This is a genomic window from Amycolatopsis pretoriensis, from assembly GCF_900107925.1.
Classification (GTDB): domain Bacteria; phylum Actinomycetota; class Actinomycetes; order Mycobacteriales; family Pseudonocardiaceae; genus Amycolatopsis; species Amycolatopsis pretoriensis.
Genome location: NZ_FNUJ01000003.1, coordinates 728,955 through 754,799, shown reverse-complemented (window position 1 = coordinate 754,799; position 25,845 = coordinate 728,955). Strand labels below are relative to the sequence as shown.

At 71.2% G+C, this 25,845-nt stretch carries 25 protein-coding genes; 14 read left to right on the top strand and 11 right to left on the bottom strand.

Features of this window, described 5'->3' with window-relative positions; translation table 11 throughout:
• Position 1: 1 nt before the first annotated feature.
• The 3 genes from BLV96_RS16015 to BLV96_RS16005 form a co-directional block, all read right to left on the bottom strand.
• The gene (locus BLV96_RS16015; protein ID WP_086674287.1) at positions 2-754 is read right to left on the bottom strand and encodes a vWA domain-containing protein; all 753 of its coding nucleotides are present in this window, start codon (positions 752-754) and stop codon (positions 2-4) included.
• Positions 755-774: 20 nt separating this feature from the next.
• The gene (locus BLV96_RS16010) at positions 775-1,767 is read right to left on the bottom strand and encodes a hypothetical protein (RefSeq protein WP_143050971.1); all 993 of its coding nucleotides are present in this window, start codon (positions 1,765-1,767) and stop codon (positions 775-777) included.
• A gap of 300 nt (positions 1,768-2,067) precedes the next feature.
• On the bottom strand, positions 2,068-2,535 hold the full coding sequence (locus BLV96_RS16005; protein WP_086674285.1) for a hypothetical protein: 468 nt from the start codon (positions 2,533-2,535) through the stop codon (positions 2,068-2,070).
• 188 nt (positions 2,536-2,723) lie between these two features.
• On the opposite strand from BLV96_RS16005, the gene BLV96_RS16000 reads away from it, so the two are divergent.
• Both BLV96_RS16000 and BLV96_RS15995 read left to right on the top strand, forming a co-directional pair.
• Complete coding sequence (locus BLV96_RS16000) at positions 2,724-3,263, top strand: RNA polymerase sigma factor (RefSeq protein ID WP_086674284.1); 540 nt, start codon at positions 2,724-2,726, stop codon at positions 3,261-3,263.
• Between the two features lie 32 nt (positions 3,264-3,295).
• Complete coding sequence (locus BLV96_RS15995) at positions 3,296-3,763, top strand: peroxiredoxin family protein (RefSeq protein WP_086674283.1); 468 nt, start codon at positions 3,296-3,298, stop codon at positions 3,761-3,763.
• Here BLV96_RS15995 and BLV96_RS15990 read toward each other — a convergent pair.
• On the bottom strand, positions 3,723-4,925 hold the full coding sequence (locus BLV96_RS15990) for a cytochrome P450 (protein WP_086674282.1): 1,203 nt from the start codon (positions 4,923-4,925) through the stop codon (positions 3,723-3,725). The genes BLV96_RS15995 and BLV96_RS15990 overlap by 41 nt on opposite strands.
• 62 nt (positions 4,926-4,987) lie before the next feature.
• On the opposite strand from BLV96_RS15990, the gene BLV96_RS15985 reads away from it, so the two are divergent.
• The 5 genes from BLV96_RS15985 to BLV96_RS15965 all read left to right on the top strand — a co-directional run bounded on the left by BLV96_RS15985 (position 4,988) and on the right by BLV96_RS15965 (position 9,890).
• Positions 4,988-5,599 (top strand): TetR/AcrR family transcriptional regulator, encoded by a 612-nt coding sequence (locus BLV96_RS15985; RefSeq protein ID WP_086674281.1) that lies wholly within the window; start codon positions 4,988-4,990, stop codon positions 5,597-5,599.
• Between the two features lie 212 nt (positions 5,600-5,811).
• Positions 5,812-6,957 (top strand): thioester domain-containing protein, encoded by a 1,146-nt coding sequence (locus tag BLV96_RS15980; RefSeq protein ID WP_244180244.1) that lies wholly within the window; start codon positions 5,812-5,814, stop codon positions 6,955-6,957.
• Between the two features lie 134 nt (positions 6,958-7,091).
• Complete coding sequence (locus BLV96_RS15975) at positions 7,092-7,973, top strand: helix-turn-helix transcriptional regulator (protein ID WP_167379618.1); 882 nt, start codon at positions 7,092-7,094, stop codon at positions 7,971-7,973.
• 78 nt (positions 7,974-8,051) lie between these two features.
• Positions 8,052-8,882 (top strand): dioxygenase family protein, encoded by an 831-nt coding sequence (locus BLV96_RS15970; RefSeq protein ID WP_086674278.1) that lies wholly within the window; start codon positions 8,052-8,054, stop codon positions 8,880-8,882.
• A gap of 246 nt (positions 8,883-9,128) precedes the next feature.
• Positions 9,129-9,890: a thioesterase II family protein gene (locus BLV96_RS15965; RefSeq protein WP_086674277.1), complete on the top strand. Its 762-nt coding sequence runs from the start codon at positions 9,129-9,131 to the stop codon at positions 9,888-9,890.
• On the opposite strand, the gene BLV96_RS15960 is transcribed toward BLV96_RS15965, so the two are convergent.
• Together BLV96_RS15960 and BLV96_RS15955 are read right to left on the bottom strand one after the other, a co-directional pair.
• A complete protein-coding gene (locus BLV96_RS15960) occupies positions 9,881-10,909 on the bottom strand; it encodes a glycoside hydrolase family 19 protein (protein ID WP_091389212.1) in 1,029 nt (342 codons plus the stop codon). The genes BLV96_RS15965 and BLV96_RS15960 overlap by 10 nt on opposite strands.
• A 292-nt stretch (positions 10,910-11,201) precedes the next feature.
• Positions 11,202-11,378, bottom strand: a complete 177-nt coding sequence (locus BLV96_RS15955; protein ID WP_086674276.1) for a zf-HC2 domain-containing protein — start codon at positions 11,376-11,378, stop codon at positions 11,202-11,204.
• A gap of 320 nt (positions 11,379-11,698) precedes the next feature.
• Here BLV96_RS15955 and BLV96_RS15950 point away from each other — a divergent pair, with 320 nt between their 5' ends.
• A complete protein-coding gene (locus tag BLV96_RS15950; protein WP_086674275.1) occupies positions 11,699-11,947 on the top strand; it encodes a hypothetical protein in 249 nt (82 codons plus the stop codon).
• A gap of 59 nt (positions 11,948-12,006) precedes the next feature.
• On the opposite strand, the gene BLV96_RS15945 is transcribed toward BLV96_RS15950, so the two are convergent.
• The gene (locus BLV96_RS15945; protein WP_244180243.1) at positions 12,007-12,966 is read right to left on the bottom strand and encodes an Lrp/AsnC family transcriptional regulator; all 960 of its coding nucleotides are present in this window, start codon (positions 12,964-12,966) and stop codon (positions 12,007-12,009) included.
• 77 nt (positions 12,967-13,043) lie between these two features.
• On the opposite strand from BLV96_RS15945, the gene BLV96_RS15940 reads away from it, so the two are divergent.
• On the top strand, positions 13,044-14,378 hold the full coding sequence (locus BLV96_RS15940) for an MFS transporter (protein WP_425266179.1): 1,335 nt from the start codon (positions 13,044-13,046) through the stop codon (positions 14,376-14,378).
• On the opposite strand, the gene BLV96_RS15935 is transcribed toward BLV96_RS15940, so the two are convergent.
• Genes BLV96_RS15935 through BLV96_RS15925 form a run of 3 tightly spaced genes read right to left on the bottom strand, consistent with a single transcriptional unit; the run spans position 14,356 to position 16,854 of the window.
• Entirely contained in the window at positions 14,356-14,763 is a 408-nt protein-coding gene (locus BLV96_RS15935) for a hypothetical protein (RefSeq protein ID WP_086674273.1), read from the bottom strand. The two genes, BLV96_RS15940 and BLV96_RS15935, sit on opposite strands and share 23 nt — an antisense overlap.
• The gene (locus BLV96_RS15930) at positions 14,763-15,632 is read right to left on the bottom strand and encodes an oxidoreductase (protein ID WP_086674272.1); all 870 of its coding nucleotides are present in this window, start codon (positions 15,630-15,632) and stop codon (positions 14,763-14,765) included. Before BLV96_RS15930 ends, BLV96_RS15935 begins: the two co-directional genes overlap by 1 nt.
• A 46-nt stretch (positions 15,633-15,678) precedes the next feature.
• Positions 15,679-16,854 carry a glycoside hydrolase family 3 N-terminal domain-containing protein gene (locus BLV96_RS15925; RefSeq protein WP_244180242.1) on the bottom strand — a complete coding sequence of 392 codons (1,176 nt, stop codon included), beginning with the start codon at positions 16,852-16,854 and terminating at the stop codon, positions 15,679-15,681.
• Between the two features lie 149 nt (positions 16,855-17,003).
• On the opposite strand from BLV96_RS15925, the gene BLV96_RS15920 reads away from it, so the two are divergent.
• From BLV96_RS15920 to BLV96_RS15900, 5 genes are read left to right on the top strand one after another with little or no spacing between them, the layout of a single operon-like run.
• Positions 17,004-17,582, top strand: coding sequence for a helix-turn-helix transcriptional regulator (locus BLV96_RS15920; RefSeq protein WP_086674270.1), 579 nt, complete (start codon positions 17,004-17,006; stop codon positions 17,580-17,582).
• Between the two features lie 9 nt (positions 17,583-17,591).
• On the top strand, positions 17,592-18,848 hold the full coding sequence (locus BLV96_RS15915; RefSeq protein WP_086674269.1) for an ABC transporter substrate-binding protein: 1,257 nt from the start codon (positions 17,592-17,594) through the stop codon (positions 18,846-18,848).
• 5 nt (positions 18,849-18,853) lie between these two features.
• Entirely contained in the window at positions 18,854-19,750 is an 897-nt protein-coding gene (locus tag BLV96_RS15910) for a carbohydrate ABC transporter permease (protein WP_167379617.1), read from the top strand.
• Complete coding sequence (locus BLV96_RS15905; RefSeq protein ID WP_086674267.1) at positions 19,747-20,562, top strand: carbohydrate ABC transporter permease; 816 nt, start codon at positions 19,747-19,749, stop codon at positions 20,560-20,562. Before BLV96_RS15910 ends, BLV96_RS15905 begins: the two co-directional genes overlap by 4 nt.
• A complete protein-coding gene (locus tag BLV96_RS15900; RefSeq protein ID WP_086674266.1) occupies positions 20,559-21,923 on the top strand; it encodes a GH1 family beta-glucosidase in 1,365 nt (454 codons plus the stop codon). The genes BLV96_RS15905 and BLV96_RS15900 overlap by 4 nt, the downstream gene beginning before the upstream one ends.
• 87 nt (positions 21,924-22,010) lie before the next feature.
• Here BLV96_RS15900 and BLV96_RS15895 read toward each other — a convergent pair whose 3' ends face one another.
• Entirely contained in the window at positions 22,011-25,634 is a 3,624-nt protein-coding gene (locus tag BLV96_RS15895) for a BTAD domain-containing putative transcriptional regulator (RefSeq protein WP_244180241.1), read from the bottom strand.
• Positions 25,635-25,845: the final 211 nt, after the last annotated feature.

Here is a 25,845-nt window from a genome sequence, read left to right as displayed (position 1 = left end):
CTCAGCCGTTGCCCTGGAGGAACTGCGTCATCCGGGCGTCCAGGTCGAGGTGCTCCTGGACCCGCCGGTACACCTCGTCGGCCGGCTCGTTCCGCGCCGAGGCGGCCGACGCGGACTCGATGCTGGAGGAGACGAGGCTGAGTACCTGGGCGAAGTTCAGCCCGGCGAGGAACTGCCACGACGACGGCGCGAGCCCGGCGAGCACCTCCCGCTCGGCGCCGTCGACGCCCAAGGCGAAGAACAGCAGGTGCTTCCCGTCTTCGTGCTGCCGGATCACCGGGGCGAAGTCGCGCCAGCGATCGCTGCGGTACCCGCGCTCGTCGGTCGGCACGCCGTCGGTGATCAGGTAGACCAGCGGCCGGTTGGCCAGCGAGATGCCGTCGGCGCGCAGCTGCTGCCGGCGGGTGGCGAGCAGGTCGAACGCGTACTGCAGCGCTTCCACCATCGGCGTCACCCCGCCCGCCTCCAGCTCGGCCGGCTTGAACTGCGACACCGGCACGTAGGGCTGCTGGGCGTGACCGGCGAACGCGCCGCTCGGGTCGACCGCGACGACGTGGTCCTTGCCGAAGGTCACGAGCGCGATCTCGCCGCGGCTGCTCAGGTGGTCGTCGCCCATGAGCTCCTCCCGCCACGACCGGAGCGCGCGGTTCAGCTCGCCGATCCGGTCGCCCTCGGCCATCGAGGACGACGTGTCGACCACGAGCGTGATCAGGATCCGGCTCTTGGCCGGCTGGACGGGCAGTGCGTCTCGCACGGACGCGGGTGGTGGTTGGGTCACCGGTGGTACCCCTGCTCTGGAACGGAACGGGACGGAGTGGCCGAGATCGTCAAGGGGGCGGCGGGATCCCCGGTGTACTCGAGGCCGACGGGCTCCCCGGGCAGCACGCCGCCCGCCGGGCTCGCGGCCCACAGGACGACGTCGCCGACGGCCACGTAGCCGCCGGGTGCGTCGATGTGGGTGCGCGCCACGGCCCGGCCGCCCGCGTCGCGGATGATCCGCGCCAGTTCGGGGAGCACCGAGGAGCCGGCGGGAGGGAGCGCGATCCGCGCCGGGACGGGTGGCGACCACGGCGCGGGCGCGGGCGGCGGCTCGCCGGGCGGTGGCCGGCGGGGGATCGCCGGTGGCGGCGGCGGGCCCGGCGGGGCGACGGCGTCGCCGCCCGGCCGCGGCGGGTACCGGTGATCGATCACGGAATCACCCAGCTGTGTCCGGGGTGGGTGCCGGGGCACCGGGGTGGCCCGGCGCTTGCGCGGTGACGTCACGTTCTGCAGGGCGAGCAAAGCGATGAGGAGCGCTCCGCCGGTCAGCAATGCCGCGTACCACGCGAAGCCGCCTTGCGCCCGGCCGGCTTCGTAAACCCGGCCATCGGTTTCGAGGACGGTCACGGACAATCGGCCGGCCAGGTCCGCCACACTCTCCGGGGTCGGCGCACCGCCGAGAACGACGGTCGTGGGGGACGGAAACGGGAGCGGGCAGTAGGCGGCGATCCCCACCATGCCGCCGGGACGCGCCCCGCCGCCCGTTCCGACGGTCTTTTCGCACGGTATCCGGGCGTTTTCGCCGACCACCAAGAACACGTTTCCCGAGAATTGCTTGTGGTGCGTGACTTGCAGGTCGATGGCGTTCTGATCATTGGGCGGGCGAAGATCGACGATCAGCGTCGAAACCTGTTCAGCGGTCCGGAAAGCGTCTCCGGCCAGCCAGGACACCAGCAGGAGGAACACCACCGCGAATGCTCGCCACCAGCGGCGCCACAGCCTGGGCACGGTGATCAACTGCCTTCCCGGGTCTTGATCTCGAAGCGGTACCGACGTTCGTCGACGGGGGAGTCGCAAGAGGAGGAGCGCGCTGTTGCGCCATTTCGTGCAATCCGCGTCAACCGTGTCCGAACCGTGACCTCGTTTTTTGGATCACGGCGGAAGAAACGAGAGAACGGGCACGTCAACGACTTGAACGCAGTTCTGCTCCGACCTTCGCATGGGCTTTTCGCGGAAACAGGTGCTCAGTGGACGGACGATGGTGTCTTCTACTCTGCCCGTCGGGGCAGTCGTGCGGACCGGGGCCGGTCACTCTTTGCTGGTCATGTTCACGGTCAGGAAGGGAAGGAATCCCGATACCCAGTAGGCGACAAGAGCGGAGAGGATGACCGGAATGGCGAACTGCACCATCGCCGCCTGCATCTCGTCGGCTGTGGCGTGCCCGATGGGTGCATCGGGTGGTGCGCTGAACTTCGCGCCCACTTCGATCAGGTGGGGAGCCGTCGTCAACGTCACGACGTGCAGTAGCCGGCCGGCGAAGTCCCGCCATGGGCCGTAGATCGGCTTTGCTCGCAGCATGAGCCCGAAAGCCGCCACGCCGAGTCCGTATACCCCGATCCAGGCACCGGACGACGGGCGTCCCCAGTCGGCCATGCTCACTGGACCGCGGTGGTGGGTAAGGCTGTCGAACGCGGCGAAAACGAACATCGTGGCTCCGACGAGCACAGCGGCGCCACCGACGACGCGCACGAACCGGTAGACGGTCTTGGCGGCCATGGCACGTCCCTTCCGGGGAGACAACACCTTGGAACTCGACCACCTCGCCGCAGATGTTCCACTTACCTCCGTGAATTACCTGATCGGGGCAGGTTCGCGTGACAGGCGGCGACCCACCGAGGGACTGAATCCTTTCGCGCCGCCGACCTCTCTTATGGGGTGACAGCAACGCCAGGAGGGAGAACGACGTGGGTCGTGGCTGGGCCAGTGAGCAGCTGATCAAGGCCGCGCAGGACGGCGACCTCGAGTCGCTCGCCGCGGTCGTGCAGGACGCTCATCCGCACGTTCGCCGCTTCGCCGAACACCTCTGCGCGTCGCCGCAGGATGCCGAGGACGCCGCGCAGGAAGCGCTGATCGTCCTCTACCGCAAGATCGGTACCTTGCGGGCCTCGGCGGCGCTGGCGTCGTGGATGTTCCGGATCGTGAAGCACGAGTGCCTGCGTCGCGTCCGGCGCACGCTCGACCAGGACGGCGCGGCCGGTGCCGACCTCGTGGCGTCGGCCGAAGACGAGGTCCTCAAGCGCCTGGAAGCCGAGCGGGTCGCGGAGCTGATCCGGGCCCTGCCCGAGGTCACGCGCCGCGTGCTGATCATGCGCGACGTCCTGGGCTATCCGGGCCGGGCGGTCGCCGACGCGCTCGGGCTGAGCACGCCGGCGATGAAGTCCCACCTGCACCGGGCGCGGGCCACGCTCCGGCTCAACCTGCGTGCCGCGGCTCCACACGACTGATCACCTCCCCCGTTCGAAGGGAAGTCCCAACCATGTTCGAAACCGGATCGACCGCGCCCTCGATGGTGCTGGAAGACACCTCCGGGCAGGACGTCCGCATCCCCGGCCGGGACGCGGTGCTGCTCTACTTCATGCGGTCGACGTCGTGCCCGATCTGCAACCGGCACGTCCGGGACCTCATCGGCAGCGCTGTCGGCGTCCGCGTGCTGGTCGTGGTGCCCGAGGACCGTGCGAGAGCCGCCGCGTGGAAGGCCGAGCGCGGGATCCCGTTTCCCGTTCTCACCGGCCGCCACGACAGCCCGCACGAGATGATCGGCCTGAGCCGGAAGGTCTTCGGGTCGATGCAGCAGTCGGGCAGCGTCCTGATCGACGCCCACGGCGTCATCCGCCACGCCCACGGCGCCACCCTGCCCACGAACAGCTACGACAAGAAGGGCATCACGGCGGCCATCGCGGCTCTCATACGTGGACCGGGAACTTCGCCGGTCCCCGCAGGTTGATCCGCCCGTTCCACTCCAGCTCGCCCGCGAAACCCAGCCCCGGGAACCGCCGCACCAGCCGGCTCACCGCGACCTGACCCTCCAACCGCGCCAGCGCCGCGCCCAGGCAGTGGTGCGGACCCGCGCCGAACGACACCTGGTGACGCGCCTCCGGCCGGTCCAAACGCAACTCCGCAGCGTCCGGGCCGAAGAACCGCTCGTCGCGGTTCGCCGATCCCAAGCACGCCAGCACGAACGTTCCCGCCGGGATCTCGCGGCCGGCCACCGTGTGCGGCGCCGTCGTGATGCGGCGGGTCTGCTGGACCGGGGAGTCGTACCGCAGGAACTCCTCCACCGCGTTCGCCGCCAGATCCGGCTGTGAACGCAGCAGCTCCAGCTGGGAAGGGTTGCGCAGCAGTGCGTTGACGCCGTTCGCGATCAGGTTGACCGTGGTTTCGTGGCCCGCCACGTACAGCAGCACCACCTGGGCCACCAATTCGTCGCCGTCCAGTACCTGGCCGTCGTGCTCCGCCGCGATCAACGCCGTCAGCAGGTCCTCCGCCGGGTTGGCGCGCTTCCACGCGATCACTTCGCGGGTGATGGCCGTCAGCTCCGCGTCCGCCGCCGCGATCGCCCGGGCCGTCTCCTCGTCGGCGACGATCTCCAGGGAACGGACCAGCGTGCCGCTCAGCTCGCGGACGCGGGCGTGGTCCGTCGGGGGCATGCCCAGCATCTCGGAGATCACCGCGAACGGGAGCGGGAACGCCAGCTCCTCGACCAGGTCGCACGTCCCCCGCTCGGCCATGCGGTCGAGCGCCGCGTCCACGAGCGCGACGATCTTCGGCTCCAGCGCCGCGATCGCGCGGCGGGTGAACACCTTCGTCACCAGGGACCGCAGCCGCGTGTGGTCGGGCGGGTCGCGGTCGAGCATCGAGCGGTTGAGCGCGCCCGCGTCCTCGTCGGCGGCGAAGAACTCGAACGGGGTGTCCGCCAGGTTCGCGATGTCCACGGACAACCCCGCCCGCAGCAGCGCCGAGACGTCTTCGTAGCGCGAGACGAACCAGAACCCCAGCGGGTGCTCCTGCACCGGGTCTTCGTCGCGCAGCAGCTTGTACTGCTCGTACGGGTTCTCGAAGAACCCGGGCGCGAACGGGTTGAAGAGCAGCTCGTCGGTGTTCGTCATGGCCTACCCCCGTACCTACACCGTGTCGGTGACATACACAGTGTATGTCCTATGCTTTGCGCATGTCGACTGTCAAGAGCCGGCGCGAGCAGTACTCCGAGGCCACCCGGGCCGCCCTGCTGGCCGCGGCCACCCGCCGGTTCGCCGAGGACGGCTTCGCCGGCACGGCCCTCGAGGACATCGCCGCCGACATCCAGGCCACGCGCGGCGCGATCTACCACCACTTCGCCAGCAAGACGGCGTTGTTCGAGGCGGTCTTCGAGGAGCTCGAAACCGGCGCGATGGAGCTGTCCGCGAACGCGGCGGCGCGGGCGGCGGACCCGTGGTCGGCGGCGTTCGCGGCCCTCGACGTCTTCCTCGACCGCTGCTGCGACCCGGTGTACGGCAAGCTCGTCTGGCAGGAGGCGCCGCTGGCGCTCGGCTGGGTGCGCTGGCAGGCGGCCGAAGAGCAGTACGCGTACGGGCTCGTGGAGCAGTTGATCAAGGCCCTGGTCGACGGCGGCGACATCGACGACCAGCCGCTGGAAACCACGACCCGGCTGGTGTTCGGCATGCTCGGCACGGCCGGGATGGCGCTGGCCGAGGCGTCCGATGTGGACAAACCGCGGCTGAAGGCGGAGTACGCGGCGGTCATCGGGCGAATGGCCGCCGGGTTACGACCCGCTGTTGCCTGAAAGGCCATTCCCGACGACCGTTTTGGGCAATTCTTCACCCCATTCGAGATAACGGGGACACCCTGCGTAGCACGTGTGAGGTCCGTGTAGGCTCCCGTTTCGCTTGACCGGGTGATCGCTCACCCGAATCAGTGGCCGTCTGCGGGGGCACGCGGCCGCTCTGTCGCGGTTCGGGCTCGGATTGGAGATTTATGCAGGTCAGGTCCACTCTCGTGCGTGGCGGGATCGCGGCTCTCGCCGCGGCCGCCGCCGTCATGATCAGCTCGCCGGCCGCCCTCGCCGACGACGGTGCCGCCCGCGGCCGCGTCGTCGCCGACGAGAACGGCCACGCCAAGGCGACCGTCGGCTACCGGCTCAACCTGGGCCGCGGTGGCAACTACATCGCCGAGCTCTTCGAGATGAAGCTGTCCAACGGCAGCTCGCTGAAGCTCTACTGCGTCCAGATCACCGTCGGCCTGCGGACCGACGTCGACATGGTCGAGCGGCCGTGGAGCAAGTACCCCACCAAGCCGAAGACGTCGTTCAACGACAACAGCGCCAAGATCAACTGGGTCCTGCACAACGGCTACCCGGGCACCGGCCTCGACGCGCTGGGCAAGGCGCTGAAGAAGGCCGGCGTCGAGGTCCACGACGGCGTCTCCGAGCGCGAGGCCATCGCCGCGACGCAGGCCGCCGTGTGGCACTTCAGCGACGGTGTGAACCTGGACCCGAAGCAGCCGCTGGCCGAGGACAACCCGGCCGAGGCCAACGCCGACGTCGCCGCGCTCTACGCGTACCTCACCGGTGACCTGAACAAGGGCATCGGCGAGCAGCCGAAGCCGACCCTGAACATCGCCGCGGAGAAGACCGAGGGCACGGCCGGCGGCAAGATCGGCCCGTTCAGCGTCGCCACCAGCGGGGACATCACCTCGCTGACCAGCCAGCTGCCCGAGGGCGTCAAGATCACCGACGCCGACGGCAAGGAGCTGAAGAACTCCGACGTCAAGGACGGCAGCAAGCTGTACGTCGACGTCCCGGCGGGCACCAAGGCGGGCAAGGGTGGCTTCACGCTCAAGGCCACCGGCGAGCTGGACACCGGCCGCCTGTTCGTCGCGGAGAACTACGACCGGCAGCCGGCGCAGTCGCTGATCGTCGCCGACTCGGAGAAGACCGAGGTGACCGCGAACGCGGCCGCCAGCTGGACCGAGGCCGGCGCCCCGAGCACCGCGCCGAGCACCACCCCGGCCGGCTCGACCGGCGGGGGCGGCGACCTGGCCAACACCGGTGTCGACGCCGCGGTTCCGTTCACCGTCGGCGGGCTGCTGCTCGGTGGCGGCGCCCTGATGCTGCTGGTGAACCGCCGGCGCAGCCGCGCGTAGTCGTCAGACGCAACGAAACGGGGCCGGTCCACTGTGGACCGGCCCCGTTTTCCGTGTCCGGATACCGACGATCGGATTGCGATCATCGGGGCAAACCGGGCGAATCGCCTGGTAATTGGTCTAGACTTTTCGGCATGCGTGGGACGACCGTTCCGCCCGGGACACCCTGCCCGGCCCCGCGGGCGGGGGAGCTGCCGATGCACCGGCTGGAGGTGCCCGCCCCGCACGCGCCGCCGTTCGCGATCGGCACGTTCGACGAGATCGGGCCGCTCTCGCGCGCGGAGTTCCCGCACCGGCACACCTTCCACGAGCTCGTCCACGTCACCGGCGGCACCGGCGCTCACGTCGTCGACCTCGCCCGCCGGCCACTGCGGCCGCCGCACCTGGGCGTCATCGCGCCCGGGCAGGTGCACCAGTGGGCCGGCGCGCGCGGCCTGACCGGCCACGTCGTCGTGTTCACCGACGACTTCCTCCTCGACCACCCGGCCGACCGCGAGCTGCTGCGGCGGCTGAGCGAACAGCCGTGGCCGGAACTGGACGCGCACGCCGACGCCGTCGTCACGCGCCTGATCGCCGACCTCGTCGAGGAACACCGCCACGGCGAGGAGTCGGTGCTGCGGGCGCTGCTGCACGTCCTGGTCGCGCGCGCCGGGCGGCTGCTGGGGACATCGCCGCCCGCGCCCGCCGGGGCGGTCGCGGCCGAGTTCACCCGGCTCGCCGGCCGGCCCGACCTCGGGCTGTGGTCGGTGTCGGCGCACGCCGAACGCATCGGCGTCACCCCCGGGCACCTCACCGAAGCCGTGAAGGCCGCGACGGGCCGGACCGCGGCCCAGCTCCTGCGCGAGGCGCGGACCCGGGAGGCGCAGCGGTTCCTGCTCCGCACGGACCTCACCGTGCGGCAGGTCGCGAGCCGCGTCGGGTTCGCCGACCCGGCCTACTTCTGCCGGTTCTTCCGCCGGGAAACCGGGCTCAGCCCGGGCGACTTCCGCCGCGACGCGGGAAATCACCACGACTGACCGGTCCAGTCCATCGTCGCCCACCCGGTGCGCTGCCTACGTTCGAGGGGATTCCCGACGCCCCCACGAGGAGCAGGCATGGACGAAGACAGCAAGCTCAGCCGCAAGACGGTGCTGCGCGCCGCGCTGGCGGCGGGCGTCGCCGCGCCGGTCGCGCTGATCGGCGGCCCGGCGCTCGCCCGCACGACCGTCGCCGGTGGCCAGGTCCCGGAACTGACGCCGGCGTGCCACGACGGCGACGAGCCGACGATCGAGCAGACCGAAGGTCCCTACTTCAAGCCGAACTCGCCGGAACGGACCGACCTGGTCACGCCCGGCACCCCGGGCACGCGCCTCACGGTGTCGGGTTACGTCTTCGGGCGCGCCTGCCTGCCGATCAGCCGCGTGCTGCTGGACTTCTGGCAGGCCGACGTCAACGGCGCGTACGACAACACCGGCTACACCTTCCGCGGCCACCAGTACACCGACGCCCAGGGCGCGTTCCGGCTCTCGACGATCGTGCCCGGCCTCTACCCCGGCCGCACCCGGCACATCCACGTCAAGGTCCAGGCGCCCGGCCGGCCGATCCTGACCACCCAGCTCTACTTCCCGAACGAGCCGCGCAACAACACCGACACGATCTTCGACGCGCGGCTGCTGATGACCGTGCGGGACAACGGCTCCGCGAAGGAAGGCGCGTTCGACTTCGTGCTGAACGTCCCGCAGACGCCGACGTCGACGTCGAACCCGCCGACGTCGAACCCCCCGACCTCCACCCCGCCCGGGGGCACCACCTGGGCGGTGGGCACCAGCTACGCGGCCGGTGCCCGGGTCACCTACGGCGGCCAGGGCTACGTGTGCTTGCAGGGGCACACGGCCCAACCGGGCTGGGAACCCCCGGCCGTCCCCGCGCTGTGGCGGGCCGGGTGACCCGCTGAGGAGGGAGGGAACGGGCGGGTCGCGGTCTGCACGCCGGGGCCCGCCCGGCTTTCCGCACGATTGGCGTCGCGGGGCTTCGGCCGGCCTGCGATGTTCGCGGATCGCGGTCTGCACGCCGGGGCCTGCCGCGGCGGCTTCGGGCGGCCTGCGACCGTCGCGGTTCGCGCGCTGGGGCCCGCCCGGCTTTCCGCACGATTGGCGTCGCGCCGCCTCCGCACGGCCTGCGACATTCGCGGTATGACGGATTCCCGGCCGTGGCTCCGGCGCTTCCACCCGGCGGCCCCTGGCGCGCCGCGGCTCGTGCTGTTCCCGCACGCCGGCGGGGCGGCGAGCTGCTTCCACGCGGCGTCGGCGGCGCTGGCGCCGGCGGTCGACGTGCTGGCCGTGCAGTACCCGGGCCGGCAGGACCGCCACGCCGAACCGCTGGTGGACGACCTGCTCGTGCTCGCCGACCGGCTGGCCGCCGTGCTCGACGCCGACGTCACCGGGCCGGTGGTGTTCTTCGGGCACAGCATGGGCGCGAGCCTGGCGTTCGAGGTCGCGCGGCGGCTCGGGAGCCGGGTGCGCGGCCTGGTCGTGTCCGCGCGGCGGGCCCCGTCGGCTCCGCGGGCGGCGTGGGTGCACGAACTGGGGGACGACGCCCTGCTCGCCGACGTCCGGCGGCTCGGCGGAACCGACACGCGGGTGCTCGAGCACCCGCGGCTGGCCCGGATGGTGCTGCCGGTGCTGCGCAACGACTACCGGGCCGCGGAGACCTACCACCGCCGGCCCGGCCCCGACGTGAGCTGCCCGATCCTCGCGCTCGTGGGCGACCGCGACCCGAAAGTGCCGGAGGCCGAGGCGCGGCGGTGGGCGGCGCACACGTCCGGCGAGTTCGAGCTGAAAACGTTCGCGGGCGGGCACTTCTACGTGGACGACCACCGCGCGGCGGTGGACGCCCTGCTCGGTGAACGGCTCACCCGCTGGGCGGGTGAGCCGTCCGGGCCGGGTCAGCAGTAGAGGTTCGCGCCCGGGTCGACGCCGAGGATCGACGTGATCTGGCGGTACTTGTCGACGCGGCTCTGCACCTGGGCGGGGTTGCCGCCGTTGCACTCGATCGAGCCGTTGATGCTGCGGATCGTCTCGCCGAAGCCGCGGCCGTTCACCATGGCGTTGTGCGGGGTCATGGTGCCGGGGCCGCTCTGGGTGTTCCAGTACCAGAGGCCGGTCTTCCAGGCGACGGCCGCGTTCTGCTCGACCTGCCACGGGTTGCCGAGCAGGTCGATGCCCAGCGCGTCACCCGCGGCCTTGTAGTTGAAGTTCCAGCTGAGCTGGATCGGACCGCGGCCGTAGTAGGCGGCCTGGCCGGCCGGGCAGCCGTAGGGCTGGCCGTAGTCGCAGTAGTGCGGGTAGTTGGCCGTGTTCTGTTCGACGATGTAGACGAGGCCGCCGGTCTCGTGGTTGACGTTCGCGAGGAACGCGGCGGCTTCCTGCTTCTTGACCGTGTCGCTGCCGGTGTTCGCGAAGCCGGGGTAGGCCGACAGGGCCGCGGTCAGGCCGCTGTAGGTGTAGAAGGAGTTGCGGCCCGGGAAGATCTGGTTGAACTGCGCTTCGCTGATGACGAACGCGCCGGGGTTGCCCGGCGGGTTGCCGGGGTCCGTGCCGCCGCCGCAGGTGTAGGGCTCCCAGTACCAGGTGCTGATGATCGGGTCGTAGCCCGGGTTCGCGTTCTTGGCGCGGTAGTAGCCGCCGTTGGTGTAGCGGACGATCGCGCCGACGTCGTACCACTGGCCGGCGACCCAGTTGGGGGCGTTGCAGGTGGTCCCGCCGCCGCCGTCACAGCTGTAGGGCTCCCAGTACCAGGTGCTGATGATCGGGTCGTAGCCCGGATTGGCGTTCTTGGCGCGGTAGTAGCTGCCGTTGGTGTACTTGACGACCGCGCCCACGTCGTACCACTGGCCGGCGACCCAGTTCGGCCCGCTGCACGCGGCGGCCGCGGCCTGCGGGGCCTGACCGGTGGCGGCGGGCACGCCGAGCACGAGCCCGGCGGCGGCGGCGAATGCTGACAGGACCGCGACAAGACGTCTTCTCAAGACTGGCTCACTCCTTCGGCCACGACTGAGCCCGGGCGCGGGGGCGCCCGGAGTCGGAGGGGGTGTGCTCATCCGGCCGGGACGAGGGTGACACCGGTCACTAGAGCAGATTGGTCTAGTCCAGTCAAGGATTCTGGCGGGTCGGGCAAGGGGTGTGCGCGAACGACTCCCGAGTTGAACCGTGCGGCCGCCGTCAACCGGACGTGGCTCTCCGTGACGGTCGTGAGTGCGATCAGTCCTATGTGGACTGCGCGGGACCGAGGTGGTCGAGCATCGTGCGGACGGCCTCGAACTCCCGGACTTCCTGGCGGCAGTCCCGGCACGCGGCGAGGTGCCGCTCCACGCGTGCCGCGTCGGCGGCCTCGAGCAACCCCAGGCTGTACGCCCCGAGGTCGGTCCGGTCGTACCGGGCCATGGATCGCGTCTCCGTTTCCGCGTCCCGCAAGGGAACGCCCGCACTACCGGACGTCTCCAGAGTCCTGTCCCGTACGCGGCCCGGGTGGTCTTCCCGCGTTTTCCACCCGATCGGCCGACAACTTGAGGCGGCGAACAGCCCATGTGAGTGACAGCGGGTGGTCACGGTACTCACCGGTCCGGACACGGAAAGGGTTTGTGCCACGAATTTCCGCGATTCCGCGTCATGGCCCGGGGGTGGGCTCGTCGGTTCTGCGTCGGACCGGGATTTTCCGGCTTCGACCTGGGCGAAGGCGATCCGAAACGAGGAGAGCGAGAGCGATGACCGTACGGAGCCACCGGGCGGACGACGTCGTCAACGAAGTCGGGGTGTGGCTGGCCGGGGAGTTCGCGGGGCGGCTTCCCGCCGGGGAGATCGACCGCGTCGTCAAGCTGACGCGGCTGGACCTCGAAGGCAGTATCGCGTCGGAGGAGCTCGGGGAGATGCTCCACCGGCTGGGGCGGGCCCGGCTGCAGCGGATCCTGGAGCCGGCGCCGGCGATGCAGCTGCGGATTCCGCGAGCCCGCTGACGTAGCTTTCACGTGAAAGCTACGCCCCCTGGTGGGAGCTTTCACGTGAAAGCTGCGGGTCAGCGGGACGCGGCCGCTTTGAGGGTGCGCAGGACCGGCGCCGTCTCCAGCGTGTGGACGGCGTCGAGCGCACCCAGCCGGCGGGTCAGGTAGTGGTGCAGCCCGGCCGCGTCCGGGCAGAGAGCGTGCGCGACCAGGTTGGCCGGCCCGGTCGTCGCCGCGACGAGCGCCAGTTCCGGGTGGGTGGCCAGTTCCCGGGCGACGGCGTCGAGGTGCGCGGGCGCGACCGACATCCAGAGCAGCGCGTGGGTCGTCGCACCCAGCGCGGCGGGGTCGACCTCCAGGTCGAAGAACACCGTGCCGCCCGCCTGGAGGTCGGCCAGCCGGCGCGCGACGGTCGCCGCGGACCAGCCGGTGGCCGCCGCCAGGTCGGCCAGGCTCGCCCGGCCGTCCCGCTGCAACGCCGTCATCAGCGCGTCGTCATCCTCGGTCAGTGGCTTGCCCTCGCCCGACACGACAGGTGTCAACGCGGCGACCTGTGTGGCGTCGAGGGCATCCGCGCGGCCGAGCCACGCGGTCGGGCCGCCGAAGTAGCGGTGCAGCAACTGGTGCGCCGACACCGCGGTGATGCTCGCGGAGCGCGGGACGTCCCGCAGCAGCAGCGAATGGTCGCTCGCGGCCGGCGTGTGCACGTTCACGCAGATCTCCGTGCCGCCCGACACGAGCTTGACCCACGCCGTGTCGGCCCGCCGAGACAGTGCCAGCGCAACGTCTCGTGCGGTGTTCGGCGTCGCGGTCAGCCGGACCATCCACTCGGCCTGCCCGGCGCGTTGCGGGTCCGGCAGCCCGACAACGCGGAGCGACGCTTCGGCGCGTAGCCGTCGATAGCGGCGCGCGACTGTCTGCGTCGAGACGCCGAGCACTTCGCCGATTCTGGTGAACGGCGCCCGCCCGTCGAGGTGCAACGCGTGGATCAGCGCGCGGTCGACGTCGTCCAAAGCCGTGGTCATATCCCTCATCAAAGCGCACCACGTGGAACAAATCAGCAAGCTCGCCCTGGAAAGTGGAAGCTCCGGCGACGAAGAAGCGATGGTCGGTGGCGAACGAAAGGGGGCACCTCTTGCCGACCACGATCCGCTACCGGCACCGCTGGGCCGCACTCGCCGTGTTGCTCACGGCCGAAGCGATGAACCTGCTCGACGCGACGATCGTCCAGGTCGCCGGCCCGGTCATCCACACCGAGCTGCCCGGCCCGGCGGCCGACATCCCGTGGTTTTCCGCGGCGTACACGCTGCCGTTCGCGGTCCTCTTGATCACCGGCGGCCGGCTCGGGGACGTGTTCGGCCGCGCCCGGGCGTTCAAGCTCGGCGTGGCGAGCTTCGTGCTCGCGTCCCTGGTCTGCGCGGCCGCACCGGGCGCCGGTCTCCTTATCACTGCTAGAGCGGTGCAGGGTGCAGCGGCGGCGCTCGTCATCCCGCAGACCATCGGGCTCATCCGCGCACTGTTCGACGGCAATGAGCGCGCGAAGGCGCTCGGCACGATCGGCCCGGTGATGGGGCTGTCCGCGGTCACCGGCCCGCTGCTCGGCGGGCTCCTGACCCACGCCGTGTCGTGGCGCGCGGCGTTCCTGGTGAACGTCCCGCTCGGGCTGGCCGTCCTGCTCGCCGCGCGGTACCTGCGCGAGGACAGGGCCGCGACGCGCCCGAAGCTCGACGTCGTGGGCACGCTGCTCGTCATCACCGGAATCGGGCTCGTCGGCTACCCGCTGATCAGCCCGGCCGGAACGAACTGGTGGCTGCTCGCCGCCGGCGCCGTCGTGCTCGGCGTGTTCGCGGTGCACCAGCGTCGCACGTCCGCACCGCTGGTCGAGCCGAGCCTGTTCGCCAACCGCGGCTTCCCGTCCGCGCTCGCGGGGTCGCTGCTGTTCTTCGCGATGATGACCGGGCTGATGCAGGTCGTCCCGATGCAACTGCAGCTCGGCGAAGGCGCCGACGTCCGCACCGCGGGTCTGACGCTCCTGCCGCTTTCGGCCGGGCTCGCGGTGGCGTCGTGGTTCGCGGGCAGCGAGTTGGTGCCGCGGTTCGGCGCGCGCGTGATGTTCGCCGGACTGGCTCTATCGCTGATCGGGACGCTCGCTCTATCACTGATCGAGGTGCGCGCGGTCGCGCTCGCGGTGTGCGGTCTGGGCATGGGGACGTTCACGGTCCCGTTCTTCACCGCGGCGCTGGACCACGTCCGCCCGCACGAGACGGGCTCGGCCGCCGGGCTGCTCAACGCCGTGCAACAGCTCGGCGGAACCCTCGGAGTCGCGCTGCTCGGCGGGCTCTACCTGATCAGTGATAGAGCGGCCACGGCGTTCGGCGTAGCTGCCGGACTGACCGTGGCCGCTGCCATCGCGGTTGTGCCACTCAGTAGTCGTCGCGGCCGGTGAACTGCTGCTCCAGCAGCTCCGCCGCGCCCGCCACCAGTTCCAGGGGGTCGATGAACTCGTTGATGTCGAGGTTGATCAGCGGCAGCGAGTGGCGCAGCACGAGGTGGTCGCCCATCACCGCGAGGCCGCCCACGACAGTCGAGTTGCCGACCTCGGTCAGCACGTCGAGGAGGTCGACCTCGTCGTGGCGGGCGAACGGCGTCGCGATCTGGACCCAGTCCTCGCGCTGGTCGAGGATCTCGCGGGCGATCACCATGATCTGGGCGCGCTGCTCGGTGTCGGGGTCGTCGCCGAAGATCAGCCGGATGCGGATCTCGTCCGGCTCGTCGCGCACGACCCGGTACGCCTGCCGGATGTACGCGACCAGGTCGCCCCACTCGGCCATCAGGCGGCCCCGATCCGGTCGAGGTCGGCCAGGACGTCGGCCGGCAGTTCCAGCGAGGCCGCGGCGAGGTTCTCGCGCAGGTGCTCCAGCGACGACGTCCCGGGGATGAGCAGCATCGACGAAGACCGCTGCAGCAGCCACGCGAGCGCGACCTGCATCGGCGTCGCGCCGACGCGGGCGGCGCAGTCGTCGAGGATCCCGGACTGCAGCGGGCTGAACCCGCCGAGCGGGAAGTACGGCACGAAGGCGATGCCTTCGGCGGCGCACTTGTCGACGAGGTCGTCGTTTTCGCGGTGCGCCAGGTTGTACTGGTTCTGCACGCAGACGACCGGCGCGATCGCCTTCGCCTCGTCGAGCTGCTCCGCGGTGACGTGGCTGACGCCGAGGTGCTTGATCAAGCCTTGCTGCCGCAGCTCCGCGAGCACTCCGAACGGTTCGGCCACCGACATCGGCACCGGGTAGTCGCCGGCGGCGTTGCTCAGCCGCAGGTTCACGACGTCGATCGTGTCGACGCCGAGGTTGCGGAGGTTGTCGTGCACGGCCTGGGTCAGCTCGTCGGCCGACAACGCGGGCGGCCACGCCTTGTCGGGGGTCCGTCGCGCGCCGACCTTCGTCACGATCGTCAACGATTCCGGGTACGGGTGGAGGGCCTCCTTGATCACCGCGTTCACGGTGTGCGGCCCGTAGTAGTCGCTGGTGTCGATGTGGGTGACGCCGCTTTCGACGGCTTCGCGCAGCACGGCGACCGCGGTGTCGTGGTCGCGCGGCGGTCCCCAGACACCGGGGCCGGCCAACTGCATGGCCCCGTACCCCATCCGGGTCACGGGGACTTCCCCGCCGAGGCTGAAAGTGCCGCCCAGGTTTGCCATTCCGCTCCTCAGGTAGGTGGCGTTCCGCCGAGGAGTCTAGGGACGATCAGCCGCAGGCGCCCTTGCTGCGGAGCACCCGCGTCACCGACTCCTGCACGCGCGCCGCGGGCAGCTCTCCGGCCTGCACGGCCTTGGCCAGCCGGTCGAGCACCTCGTCCACGCGGCCGCCGGACGACCACAGCGCCTCGTCCGCGCCGGCCTGCAGTGCCTTGAGCACGGCGTCGGGCAGCGAATACTGCGCTGTGATCGCCTTCATCGCACCGAGGTCGTCGGTCAGGACCAGCCCGGTGAAGCCGAACTCGGTGCGCAGCAGCTGGTACGCCGCCGGCGAGATCGACGCCGGGACGCCGCCGGTCAGGTCGGGCACGTCGAGGTGGCCGACCATGACCGCGACCGGTCCGTAGCTCGCGATGTCGCGGTAAGGCACCAGGTCGACGGTCCGCAGCTGCGCGAGCGGGGGCGTCACGACCGTGCCCTTGTGCGAATCGCCCGAGCCGTGGCCGTGACCGGGGAAGTGCTTGAGCACCGGCTGCACCCCGCCGTCGCGCAGGCCCGCCGCGAACGCCGCCGCGTACGTCTTCACGCGGTTCGGGTCGGGGCTGAAGGAGCGGTCGCCGATGACGTCGTCGTCCGGGGCATCGGTGACGTCGGTGTCCGGTGCGAAGTCGACCGTCACACCGCGGGCGCGTAGCTGGCGGCCGCGGTCGGCGGCCAGCTTGCGGACCTCGGCGGGGGACTTGGTCGCGGCCAGCTGCCGGGCCGACGGGATGTCGCCGTCGAGGTCGTCGATGCGCTGGACGCGGCCGCCCTCTTCGTCCACCGACACCGCCACCGGCAGCTGGGCCGCGGCCTGGAGCGCGTCCAGGGAACGATCTTTCAACAACGCTGTTGCGTTACCGCCGATGAAGATCCCGCCGACCTGGTTGTCGCGCACCATCGACACCGCGGCACCCGGGTTGTCGCCGGACACCCCGACGACGACCAGCTGCGCCACCTTACGGCGTAAGTCGAGGCTGTTCACCAGTTCCGCGCAGTCGCCCGGCCGGGCCAGCTTCGACGTCGGGGCCGGCGTGGAGGTCCGTGAAGACGATGCAGAAGACGGCGGCGGCGGAAGCGGCGACCGCGGGATCGCCAACCCGGCCACGGTCTCCGACCCACACCCGGTGACCAGGGAACTCAAGGACAACGCCACCCCCACGGCGGCCAGACTTCGGCGGTTCATCGGTCCCTTCAGACGTCTGCGTGCCCCACGACCGTAGTCGACGCCCTGGCTTCACGATGTGAAGAAGGGGGTGAGGAAGGTTAGAGAATTCGTGAAGGCGGCCTCAGCAGACTGGCGCCGCAAGGACACGGACAGTGGGGAGGGGTTCGATGGACCAGGTGCGGGTGGCGGCGTGGGCGTCGGATCCGATCGCGCTCACCGGGCTGATCAACCACTTGAAGACGCGGCCGGAACTGCTGGTCGTGCCGCGTGCGCGGCGAGCCGAGGCGGCCGTGCTCGTATTCGCCGTCGGGCAGGTCGACCGCGAGGTGATCAACGCGCTGCGGGGCGCGTCCGCCGAGTCGCCCGCCGCGATCGTGCTGGTCGCCGGGCACGTCGACCCCGGGCACCTGAGCCCGCTGGCCGAGTGCCACGTCTCGGTCGTGCTGCCGCGGACCGCACTCGACCGGCTCACCGCGAGCGTGCTCGCCGCCGCGCGGGGCCGAACGGCGCCGTTGCGCGACCAGGTCGAGGCCCTGGCCCACGAAGGTGCCGGGGCGGCGCTGACGCCGCGCGAGGTGGATGTGCTTCGCCTGATGGCCGAAGGCTGGGACACTGCGGAGATCGCGGGCAAGCTCTGCTACTCCGAGCGGACCGTGAAGAACGTCATCTACGCCATGACCAACCGGCTCAACCTGCGCAACCGGCCGCACGCGGTCGCCTACGCCGTGCGGGCCGGTGTGATCTGAGGAAGCCCGTTGCGCACGATCGTCCGCCGGACCGCCGTCGCGGTCGCCGCGTTGATCCCGCTCGCCGCCTGCAGCCCGAGTGACGCGGGCGGCCCGACGAAGCTCACCATCGCCACCTTCGGCGAATTCGGCTACGCGCCCCTGATCGCCGAGTACCAGAAGCTGCACCCGGACATCACGGTGCAGAACCGCGTCACCGACTTCGACACCCACCACAAGGGCCTCGCGACGCAGCTCGCGACCGGCCGTGGCGCGGCCGACGTCGTCGCGATCGAAGAGCAGTACATCCCGCAGTACCGCAAGGCGAAGGACAAGTTCACCGACCTCGCCTCCTACGGCGCCCGGGACCTCGAAAAGCAGTGGGCGCCGTGGAAGTGGGCGCAGGGCGCCGACGGCGCGTTCGTCCTCGGCCTCGGCACCGACATGGGCAGTCTCGCCCTCTGCTACCGGCGTGACCTCTTCCAGGCCGCCGGCCTGCCGACCGACCGCGACGAGGTCGCGAAGCTGATGCCGGACTGGGACGCCTACGCGGCGGCAGCCCAGCGGTTCACGGAGAAGACGCCGAACGTTAAGTTCGCCGACTCCGCCGGGACCGTCTACACGGCGATGCTCAACCAGTCGCCGGAGAACTACTTCGCCGCGGCCGACGACTCCTTCATCGGCGACCGCAACCCGAGCGTCCGCACCGCCTTCTACCTCTCCGGCGGGATCGCCGCGAAGGGGCAGACGGCCGCCGCGACGACGTTCACGCAGGCCTGGAACGTCGCCATCAAGCAGGGTTCCTTCGCGACCGTCGCCTGCCCGGCGTGGATGCTCAGCCAGATCAAGGAAGCCGGCGGCGACGCGGGCAAGGGCAAGTGGGACGTCACGACCGTGCCGGGCAAGAGCGGCAACCAGGGCGGTTCGTTCCTGACCGTGCCGAAGCAGAGCGAGCACCCGAAGGAGGCGTACGAGCTCGCGAAGTGGCTGACCGCGCCGGAGCAGCAGAAGAAGCTCTTCCTCTCCGACGGGATCCTGCCCAGCGAGCCGTCGGTGTACACGGACCCGCAGGTCGTCGCGCACGCCGACCCGTACTTCGGGGACGCGCCGATCGGACGGATCTTCGCCGCGTCCGCCGATCAGCTGCGCCCCAACTACCGCGGCCTGCGTGACGCCGACGTCCGGCCGGAGTTCGGCCGAGCGCTCGGGCGGATCGAGGACAAGACCGACGGCGTCGACCAAGCCTGGGCGGAAGCCGTGCAGCAGGCGCAAGCCGCGCTGAAGTAGCGCGCGTGCTCGCTCGTTTCGACCGCAAAGCGACGCCGCTGCTGCTCGTCGCGCCCTTCTTCGCGCTGTTCCTGGTGTTCGGGGCCTTCCCGCTGCTCTACACGGCTTGGGTGTCACTGCGCGACTGGAACCTCCTGGACGGCGACCGCGGCTACCTCGGCCTGGCGAACTACGGCGAGCTGCTCACCGACCCGAACTTCTACAACGCGCTGGTCAACACCGTCGGCATCTTCCTGCTCGCCGCCGTCCCGGAGTTCCTGCTGGCCCTGGGCATCGCGGCGCTGCTGGACCGCCCGTTGCGCGGCGCGACCTGGTGGCGCACCGGGATCCTGCTGCCGAACGTCGTGTCCGTCGTGGCGATCGGGCTCGTGTTCGGGCAGCTGTTCAGCCGCGACTACGGCGTCGTCAACGAAGTGCTCGGCTGGTTCGGCATCGCCCCGGTCAACTGGCAGGCGACGCGGTGGACGTCGCACTTCGCGGTGGCGTCGATGGTGCTCTGGCGCTGGACCGGCTACAACGCGCTGATCTACCTGGCCGCGATGCAGGCCGTCCCGGGCGACCTGTACGAAGCCGCGGCGCTGGACGGCGCTTCGCGGTGGCGGACGTTCTGGTCGATCACCGTGCCGGGCATCCGGCCGGCGATCGCCTTCACCGCGATTGCCGGCACGGTCAGCGGCCTGCAGCTGTTCGCCGAGCCGCAGCTGTTCGACGCGGGCGGGTCGGGCGGGACCGGGGGCAATGACCGCCAGTTCCAGACGCTGGCGATGTACCTGTACGAGAAGGGTTTCACGCACTTCGACGCCGGTTACGCGGCCGCGCTGACGTGGGTGATGTTCGTGGTCTGCGCCGGGTTCGCGCTGCTCAACTACCGGCTGGTGCGCCGGTTCGTGAGGTCGGCGTGAGGCGCCCCGGCGGCTGGGTCTACGCCGTGCTGATCGGCGTGCTCGGCGCGTCGATCTTCCCGCTGTACTGGTCGTTCGTGGTGTCCACAAGGGACAACGCGGCGATCGGCGAGACGTCACCGCTGCTGCTGCCGGGCGGGCATCTCTTCGAGAACGTGCGGCGTGTGTTCGACACCGTCGACTTCTGGCTGGCGCTGGGCAATTCGCTGATCGTCGCGGGCACGGTGATGGTGTCCAACGTCGTGCTCGCGAGCCTGGCCGGGTTCGCCTTCGCGCGGCTGCGGTTCCCCGGCCGCAACACGCTGTTCCTGCTGGTCGTCGGCTCGGCGATGGTGCCGACGCAGCTCGGCGTCATCCCGCTGTACCTGGTGGTCGGCGAGCTGGGCTGGTACGGGCGGCTCGAGGCGGTGATCGTGCCGGGATTGCTCAGCGCGTTCAGCGTGTTCTGGATGCGGCAGGCGTGCGAGAGCGCGATCGACGCCGAGCTGGTCGACGCGGCGACCGTCGACGGCTGCTCGGTCCTGCGCACGTACTGGCACGTGGCCGTCCCGTCCCTGCGCCCGGCGGCCGCGGTGCTCGGCATGCTCACGTTCATGGCCACGTGGAACGACTACTTCTGGCCACTGGTCGTCCTCGACCCGAACGAGACACCGACCGTGCAGGTCGCGCTTTCCCGGCTCGCGAGTGGGTACTACACCGATTACGCGCTCATGCTGACCGGCGCGACCGTGGGCGTCCTGCCCGTGATCGCGCTGTTCCTGCTGCTGGGCCGCCACATCGTGCGGGGGATTCTGAAAGGGGCGCCGGTATGACCTTCCCGACGGGTTTCCTGTGGGGCGCGGCGACCGCGTCCTACCAGGTCGAAGGCGGGGTTTCCGAAGGCGGTCGCGGACCGTCCGTCTGGGACACGTTCGCGGCCCGCCCGGGCGCGGTGCTGGGTGACGCGTCCGGCGAGATCGCCTGCGACCACTACCACCGCTTTCCCGAGGACATCGGGTTGCTGGCGGACCTCGGCCTGAACGCGTACCGGTTTTCGGTGGCGTGGCCGCGGGTGATGCCGGACGGCCGGACGCCGGCGCCGGCCGGGCTCGCCTTCTACGACCGGCTGGTGGACGAGCTGCTCACCCGGGGCGTCAAGCCGGTTCTTACGCTGTACCACTGGGACCTGCCGCAAGCTCTGGAGGACGCGGGCGGCTGGCCTTCGCGCGATACAGCGTATCGGTTCGCGGATTACGCATCCTTCGTGCACGACGCGCTGGGGGACCGCGTCAGCCAGTGGACGACGATCAACGAGCCGTTCTGCGCGGCGTTCCTGGGGTACGGCAGCGGGGTGCACGCGCCGGGCGTCCAGGACTACGACACGGCGCTGGTGGCGGCCCACCACCTCCTGCTGGGGCACGGGCTGGCAACGCGGGCGCTGAAGTCGCAGGCTCGGCCAGGCCACGAGTTCTCGCTGGCGTTGAACTTCGCGCCGGCTCTGGCGGACGGGACTTCGCCGTCGCATGTCGAGGCGGCCCGGAAGTTCGACGGGATCCACAACCGGTTCTTCCTGGACCCGGTGCTGGGCCGGGGATATCCGCCGGACGTGGTGGCCGATGTCGAGTACCACGGCGGCCGGTTCGCGGCGTCGGTCCGCGACGGCGACACGGACACGATCGCGGCGGCGATCGACTGGCTGGGCGTGAACTACTACGCGCCGGCGCGGGTGACGCCGTTGGCGGATCCATTGTCGCCGGGTAACTGCCCGCTGCCGGGGTTGCGCGGGTTGGACGTGTTGCCGGCCCGGCCGCCGCTGACGGCGTTCGGCTGGGAGCAGGCGCCGGACGTCTTCACCGACTTGCTGGGGTGGCTGTCGGCGCGGTCCGGGTTGCCGTTGGTGGTGGCGGAAAACGGAGCGTCCTTTGTGGACCAGGTGGTCGGCGGGCGCGTGTACGACGCGGCGCGGGTGAACTACTTCATGGAGCACTTGGGGGCGGTCCACGCGGCCATCAAGGCGGGCGCGGACGTGCGCGGGTACTTCGCGTGGTCGCTGCTGGACAACTTCGAGTGGGCGATGGGGTATTCGCAGCGGTTCGGGCTGGTGCACGTGGACTTCGAGACGCAGGTCCGCACGGTGAAGGACTCGGGCCGCTTCCTGGGCAGGGTCGCCAAGGCCAACGCGCTCCCGGAGTGACCCCGGCTGAAGGGCACCTTCCTCACATCACATGAGGTGAAGGACACCTTCCACGCATCAGATGCACTGAAGGTGCCCTTCAGCCCGTCACGGCCGCTGCTGCCGGAAGGCGTCGGCGACGCCCGAGCGTGACGGGGTCTCCAGCTTCCCCAGCAACCGGGCCACGTGCGCCTGCACCGTCCGGCGCGGCAACGACAGCTCCGCCGCGATGTCCGGATTGGACTTCCCGTCCGCGACCAGGCTCGCGATCCGGACCTCGATCGGGGTCAGCGACTCCCAGCCGTGACCCGGCCGGATCGGCGAGAACAGCGCCCCGCGGCGCACGCCCAGCCGGCGCAAGCGCGTCTCCGCCCGGCGCAGGTCCCAGCGGGCGCCCAACGCCGTGTACAGCTCCGCCGCCTCCTCGAACGCCGCGTGCGCCGCGTCGAGCCGGCCCTCGCGGGCCAGCAGGACCGCCGCGTCCTCCAGGACCGTGGCCAGCTCCGGGCGGCGGCCGACCGCGCGGAAGTGCTCCGCCGTCGCCAGGACCGCCGCCGGGTCCTCCTCGATCAGCCCGCGGCACCACGACGCCGCCGCGTGGGCGCGCGCCGGGCGGCGCTCTTTCGCCGCCTCCTCCTCGCACACCGCCAGCGCGCGCCGCGCCCGGCCGACTTCGTCCTGTTCCATCGCCAGCCGGACGTACGCCGGAAGCCATTGGTGGCGCAGCATCATCTGCGCGTACGTCGGGTTCAGGATCGGCTCGAGGATCGCCAGCGCGCGGACCCGGTCACCGCGCTGCTCCGCGGCCAGCGCGTCCGCCACCAGCAGGAAGTCGAAGCTCTCGCGCTCGGCGCCGGTCGCCGGGGCGTACTCCTCCGCCGCGTCGAGGTGGGCCGCCGCCTGGGCGCGGTCGTCGCGGCGGCCCGCGATCAGCGCCGCGACGCCGTGCAGCAGCAGCGCCGCCGGCCCAGGCTCGCGCAGGCCGTAGAACGTGATCGCCGGGCCGTCCTCGGTGACCGTGTCCAGCTCGACCAGCGCCTCGTCCCAGCGGCCTTCCCAATACCGGTGCACCGCAACGGAAACCTGCAGCCCCACCGGCATCGCGTGCCGCGCCGCGACGTCGCCCGCCGCGCGCAGGGCCGCGTCCGCCTCGGCGAGCCGGTCGAGGTTCTGCAGCGTGAAGACGCGGTTGTCGAGCAGGTCGAGGTGCAGGTCGGCCAGCTCGTGCTCGTCGCCGACGGCCTCGATCGCCGCGTCGACGTGCGCCAGCGCGGAATCGTGCTCGCGGCGCACGGAATCCACCAGCCACAACGACTGCAGCGCGTGCGCCGTCAGGTACCGGTCGCCATCGGCGAACGACTTCGTCTCGTACGCCGCCTTTTCCGCGGTGTCCAAATCGGACAGATCGCCGCGCCGGAAGTTCGCCAGCAGCTGCCGGTGCTTGACCCGCCACAGCTCCGGCACGGCCGGGTCGTCGACCGACGCGGCGAGCGTCGCGACCGCGCCTTCGGTGTCGCCTCGGCGGTGCCGTAGCGCCGCCAGGACGTGCCGCATCTCCTCGACGGAGTCGGGCTCGGTGGCGACGTCGAGTGCTTGCTGCGCCAGCGTTTCCGGGTTCCGCTCCAATCGGAACAGCACCTTGACCAACGCCACGAGCAGGACCTCGCGCCGGTCGCCGGCCCCCGCGGCCAGCGCGCGTTCGAGCAGTTCGACGGCGATCAGCGGCGCGCGGTTGGACACGGCCGCGTGGTGCGCGGCGAGCCAGTCCAGCACCCATTCGTCCACTGTGGCCGGTGCTGCGACGAGCTGTTCGGCGACGCGCTTCACCGGCGCGCCGATCCCGGCGAGCGCTTCCGCGGCCTGCCGGTGCAGCGCGGCCCGCGTCCCGGCCAGCAACCGGTCGTAAAGTGCCTGGCGCAGCAGGGGATGCCGGAACGCGAGCTGAGTCCCGGTGTCGATGAGGACGTTCGCGGCGACGGCCTCTTCGAGCGGCTCCAGCAGGTCCGACGGCCGCGTGCCGAGCACTGCGGCGATGTCCCCGACGGCGAACTCCATGCCCAGCAGCGCACCCCAGCGCAGGACTTCCTGTGTGCGCGCGGGCAGGAAGTCGAGCCGCCGGTCGACCGCGGCGACCAGCGAACTCGGCGTCTCGAACTCGGCCGGGTCGTCGACGTCGGCCGCGCCGCCGGTCACCTCGAGCGCGCCGGCGCGCAGCAGGACGTCGACCATTTCCTTGACGTACAACGGGTTTCCCGCACCACGGGCGGCCAGCTCGCGCAGCCCGGGCCCGGGTGCCGCGCCGATCTGGTCCTCGATCAGCCGGCCGACGTCGTCGCCGCTCAGCGGGGTCAGGTCGAGCACGATGCCGTCGCGGGCCTGGACGCCGCGCCGCAGCTGGGCGAGCTCGGCGCGGTCCGGCGCGGGCCGGGTCGCGGCCACCAGCAGCAACGGCAGCTGCCGGGTCGCCGCGCACAGGCGGTGCCAGACCAGCACGGATGCCTCGTCGGCCCACTGGAGGTCGTCGACGACCAGCACCTGCGGCGAGTGCGCGCACAGCTCGTCGACCAGGGCCAGCAGCCGGTCGACGGCGCCGAGCACGGGGTCGGCGGGCCCCCAGCTGCGGCGCACCGGGTCGCCGGAGAGCTCTTTCGCCAGCCGCGCGCGCCGCGGGTCGGCCGAATGCGCGTCGATTTCGAGGCACTCCAGCATCACCTGCAGCGGGAAGCGGGTGCTCAGCTCGTCGGCGGCCGCCCAGAGCCGCTGGAAGCCGGGGCCGTCCGGCAGAGTGCTGGTGAGCAGCTCGGACTTGCCGATCCCGGCTTCACCCTCGATCCACACGGCCCGGCCGCGCCCGGCCCGGACGTCGGCGACGAGCTCGGCGAGCCGGGCCGTTTCGGCTTCCCGGCCGAAGAGCCGGTGCCCGGCGACCTCGACCGGCGCCGCGGGCGCGTCGAGTCCGGGGTCCTGGGCGAGGATCCGCTGGTGGAGCCGCTGCAGCGCCGGTCCGGGCTCGACGCCGAGCTCGCCGACGAGGGTGGCGCGGGCGTCGCGGAAGACGTCGAGGGCGTCGGAGTGGCGGCCGCTGCGGTAGAGGGCGAGCATGAGCGACTCGCGCAGGGACTCCCGCAGCGGGTGCTCGCCGGCCAGCACGGCGAGTTCGGGTGCGAGGTCGAGGTGGCGGCCGAGGTCGAGCAGGGCCTGGGCGCGCCGGTCGAGGGTGTCGAGCCGCAGCTCGGCGAGGTATTCGCGGTGCCGTTCGGCGAACCCGCCGGGCACCCCGGAGAGCGCTTCCCCTTGCCAGAGCGCGAGGGCGGCGTCGAGCTCGGCGACGGCGGCTCGCGGATCGCCTCGGTCGAGGTGCTGCTGGGCTCGTTCGCGGTGGCGTTCGAAGACGGCGGCGTCGAGCGCGTCTTCGTCGAGCAGGAGCGAGTACCCGGCGGGGTCCGAGACGAGGACGCTGGCCGCCGACCACCGCGACCGATCGGGTTCGAGGGCCCGCCGCAACCCGGAGACGTAGGTGTGAACGCTGCCTTCGACGCTCGCGGGCGCGGAGTCGCCCCAGACGCCGGCGATCAGTTCGGCCCGCGGCACGGGCCGGCCGGCGTTGACCGCGAGCACGGCGAAGATCGCACGCTGACGAGCGGGGCCCAGGCCGATTTCGGCTGCCCCGCGCCAGGCCCGCAGGGGTCCCAGCAAGCCCACTCGCAGACCGGTGTCCGCTTCCCCTCGCATGTCCTGCCGTTCCCTAGGGGGACGAACCCGCCGGGGGCGGGCCCCCAGGACCCCGGCGGACGTTTTCGTGCCGAGCTTACTGACGTGGCAAGCCCCGAAGGGGTTGCTCGGAGCGGGTTGGTATCGATCATCCGACCGGTATGCAGACCCCGCCGGACGTCATGAAAGGGTCGTTCACCGCGCCGGACGTCATGAAAGAGTCGTTCATGAC

Excerpts from the sequence above, each read along its gene's own strand:
- BLV96_RS16005 (WP_086674285.1), bottom strand. The coding sequence starts at position 2,535 with ATGGCCGCCAAGACCGTCTACCGGTTCGTGCGCGTCGTCGGTGGCGCC.
- BLV96_RS15995 (WP_086674283.1), top strand. The coding sequence starts at position 3,296 with ATGTTCGAAACCGGATCGACCGCGCCCTCGATGGTGCTGGAAGACACC.
- BLV96_RS15990 (WP_086674282.1), bottom strand. The coding sequence starts at position 4,925 with ATGACGAACACCGACGAGCTGCTCTTCAACCCGTTCGCGCCCGGGTTC.
- BLV96_RS15985 (WP_086674281.1), top strand. The coding sequence starts at position 4,988 with ATGTCGACTGTCAAGAGCCGGCGCGAGCAGTACTCCGAGGCCACCCGG.
- BLV96_RS15975 (WP_167379618.1), top strand. The coding sequence starts at position 7,092 with ATGCGTGGGACGACCGTTCCGCCCGGGACACCCTGCCCGGCCCCGCGG.
- BLV96_RS15970 (WP_086674278.1), top strand. The coding sequence starts at position 8,052 with ATGGACGAAGACAGCAAGCTCAGCCGCAAGACGGTGCTGCGCGCCGCG.
- BLV96_RS15965 (WP_086674277.1), top strand. The coding sequence starts at position 9,129 with ATGACGGATTCCCGGCCGTGGCTCCGGCGCTTCCACCCGGCGGCCCCT.
- BLV96_RS15955 (WP_086674276.1), bottom strand. The coding sequence starts at position 11,378 with ATGGCCCGGTACGACCGGACCGACCTCGGGGCGTACAGCCTGGGGTTG.
- BLV96_RS15950 (WP_086674275.1), top strand. The coding sequence starts at position 11,699 with ATGACCGTACGGAGCCACCGGGCGGACGACGTCGTCAACGAAGTCGGG.
- BLV96_RS15945 (WP_244180243.1), bottom strand. The coding sequence starts at position 12,966 with ATGAGGGATATGACCACGGCTTTGGACGACGTCGACCGCGCGCTGATC.
- BLV96_RS15935 (WP_086674273.1), bottom strand. The coding sequence starts at position 14,763 with ATGGCCGAGTGGGGCGACCTGGTCGCGTACATCCGGCAGGCGTACCGG.
- BLV96_RS15930 (WP_086674272.1), bottom strand. The coding sequence starts at position 15,632 with ATGGCAAACCTGGGCGGCACTTTCAGCCTCGGCGGGGAAGTCCCCGTG.
- BLV96_RS15925 (WP_244180242.1), bottom strand. The coding sequence starts at position 16,854 with ATGAACCGCCGAAGTCTGGCCGCCGTGGGGGTGGCGTTGTCCTTGAGT.
- BLV96_RS15920 (WP_086674270.1), top strand. The coding sequence starts at position 17,004 with ATGGACCAGGTGCGGGTGGCGGCGTGGGCGTCGGATCCGATCGCGCTC.
- BLV96_RS15900 (WP_086674266.1), top strand. The coding sequence starts at position 20,559 with ATGACCTTCCCGACGGGTTTCCTGTGGGGCGCGGCGACCGCGTCCTAC.
- BLV96_RS15895 (WP_244180241.1), bottom strand. The coding sequence starts at position 25,634 with ATGCGAGGGGAAGCGGACACCGGTCTGCGAGTGGGCTTGCTGGGACCC.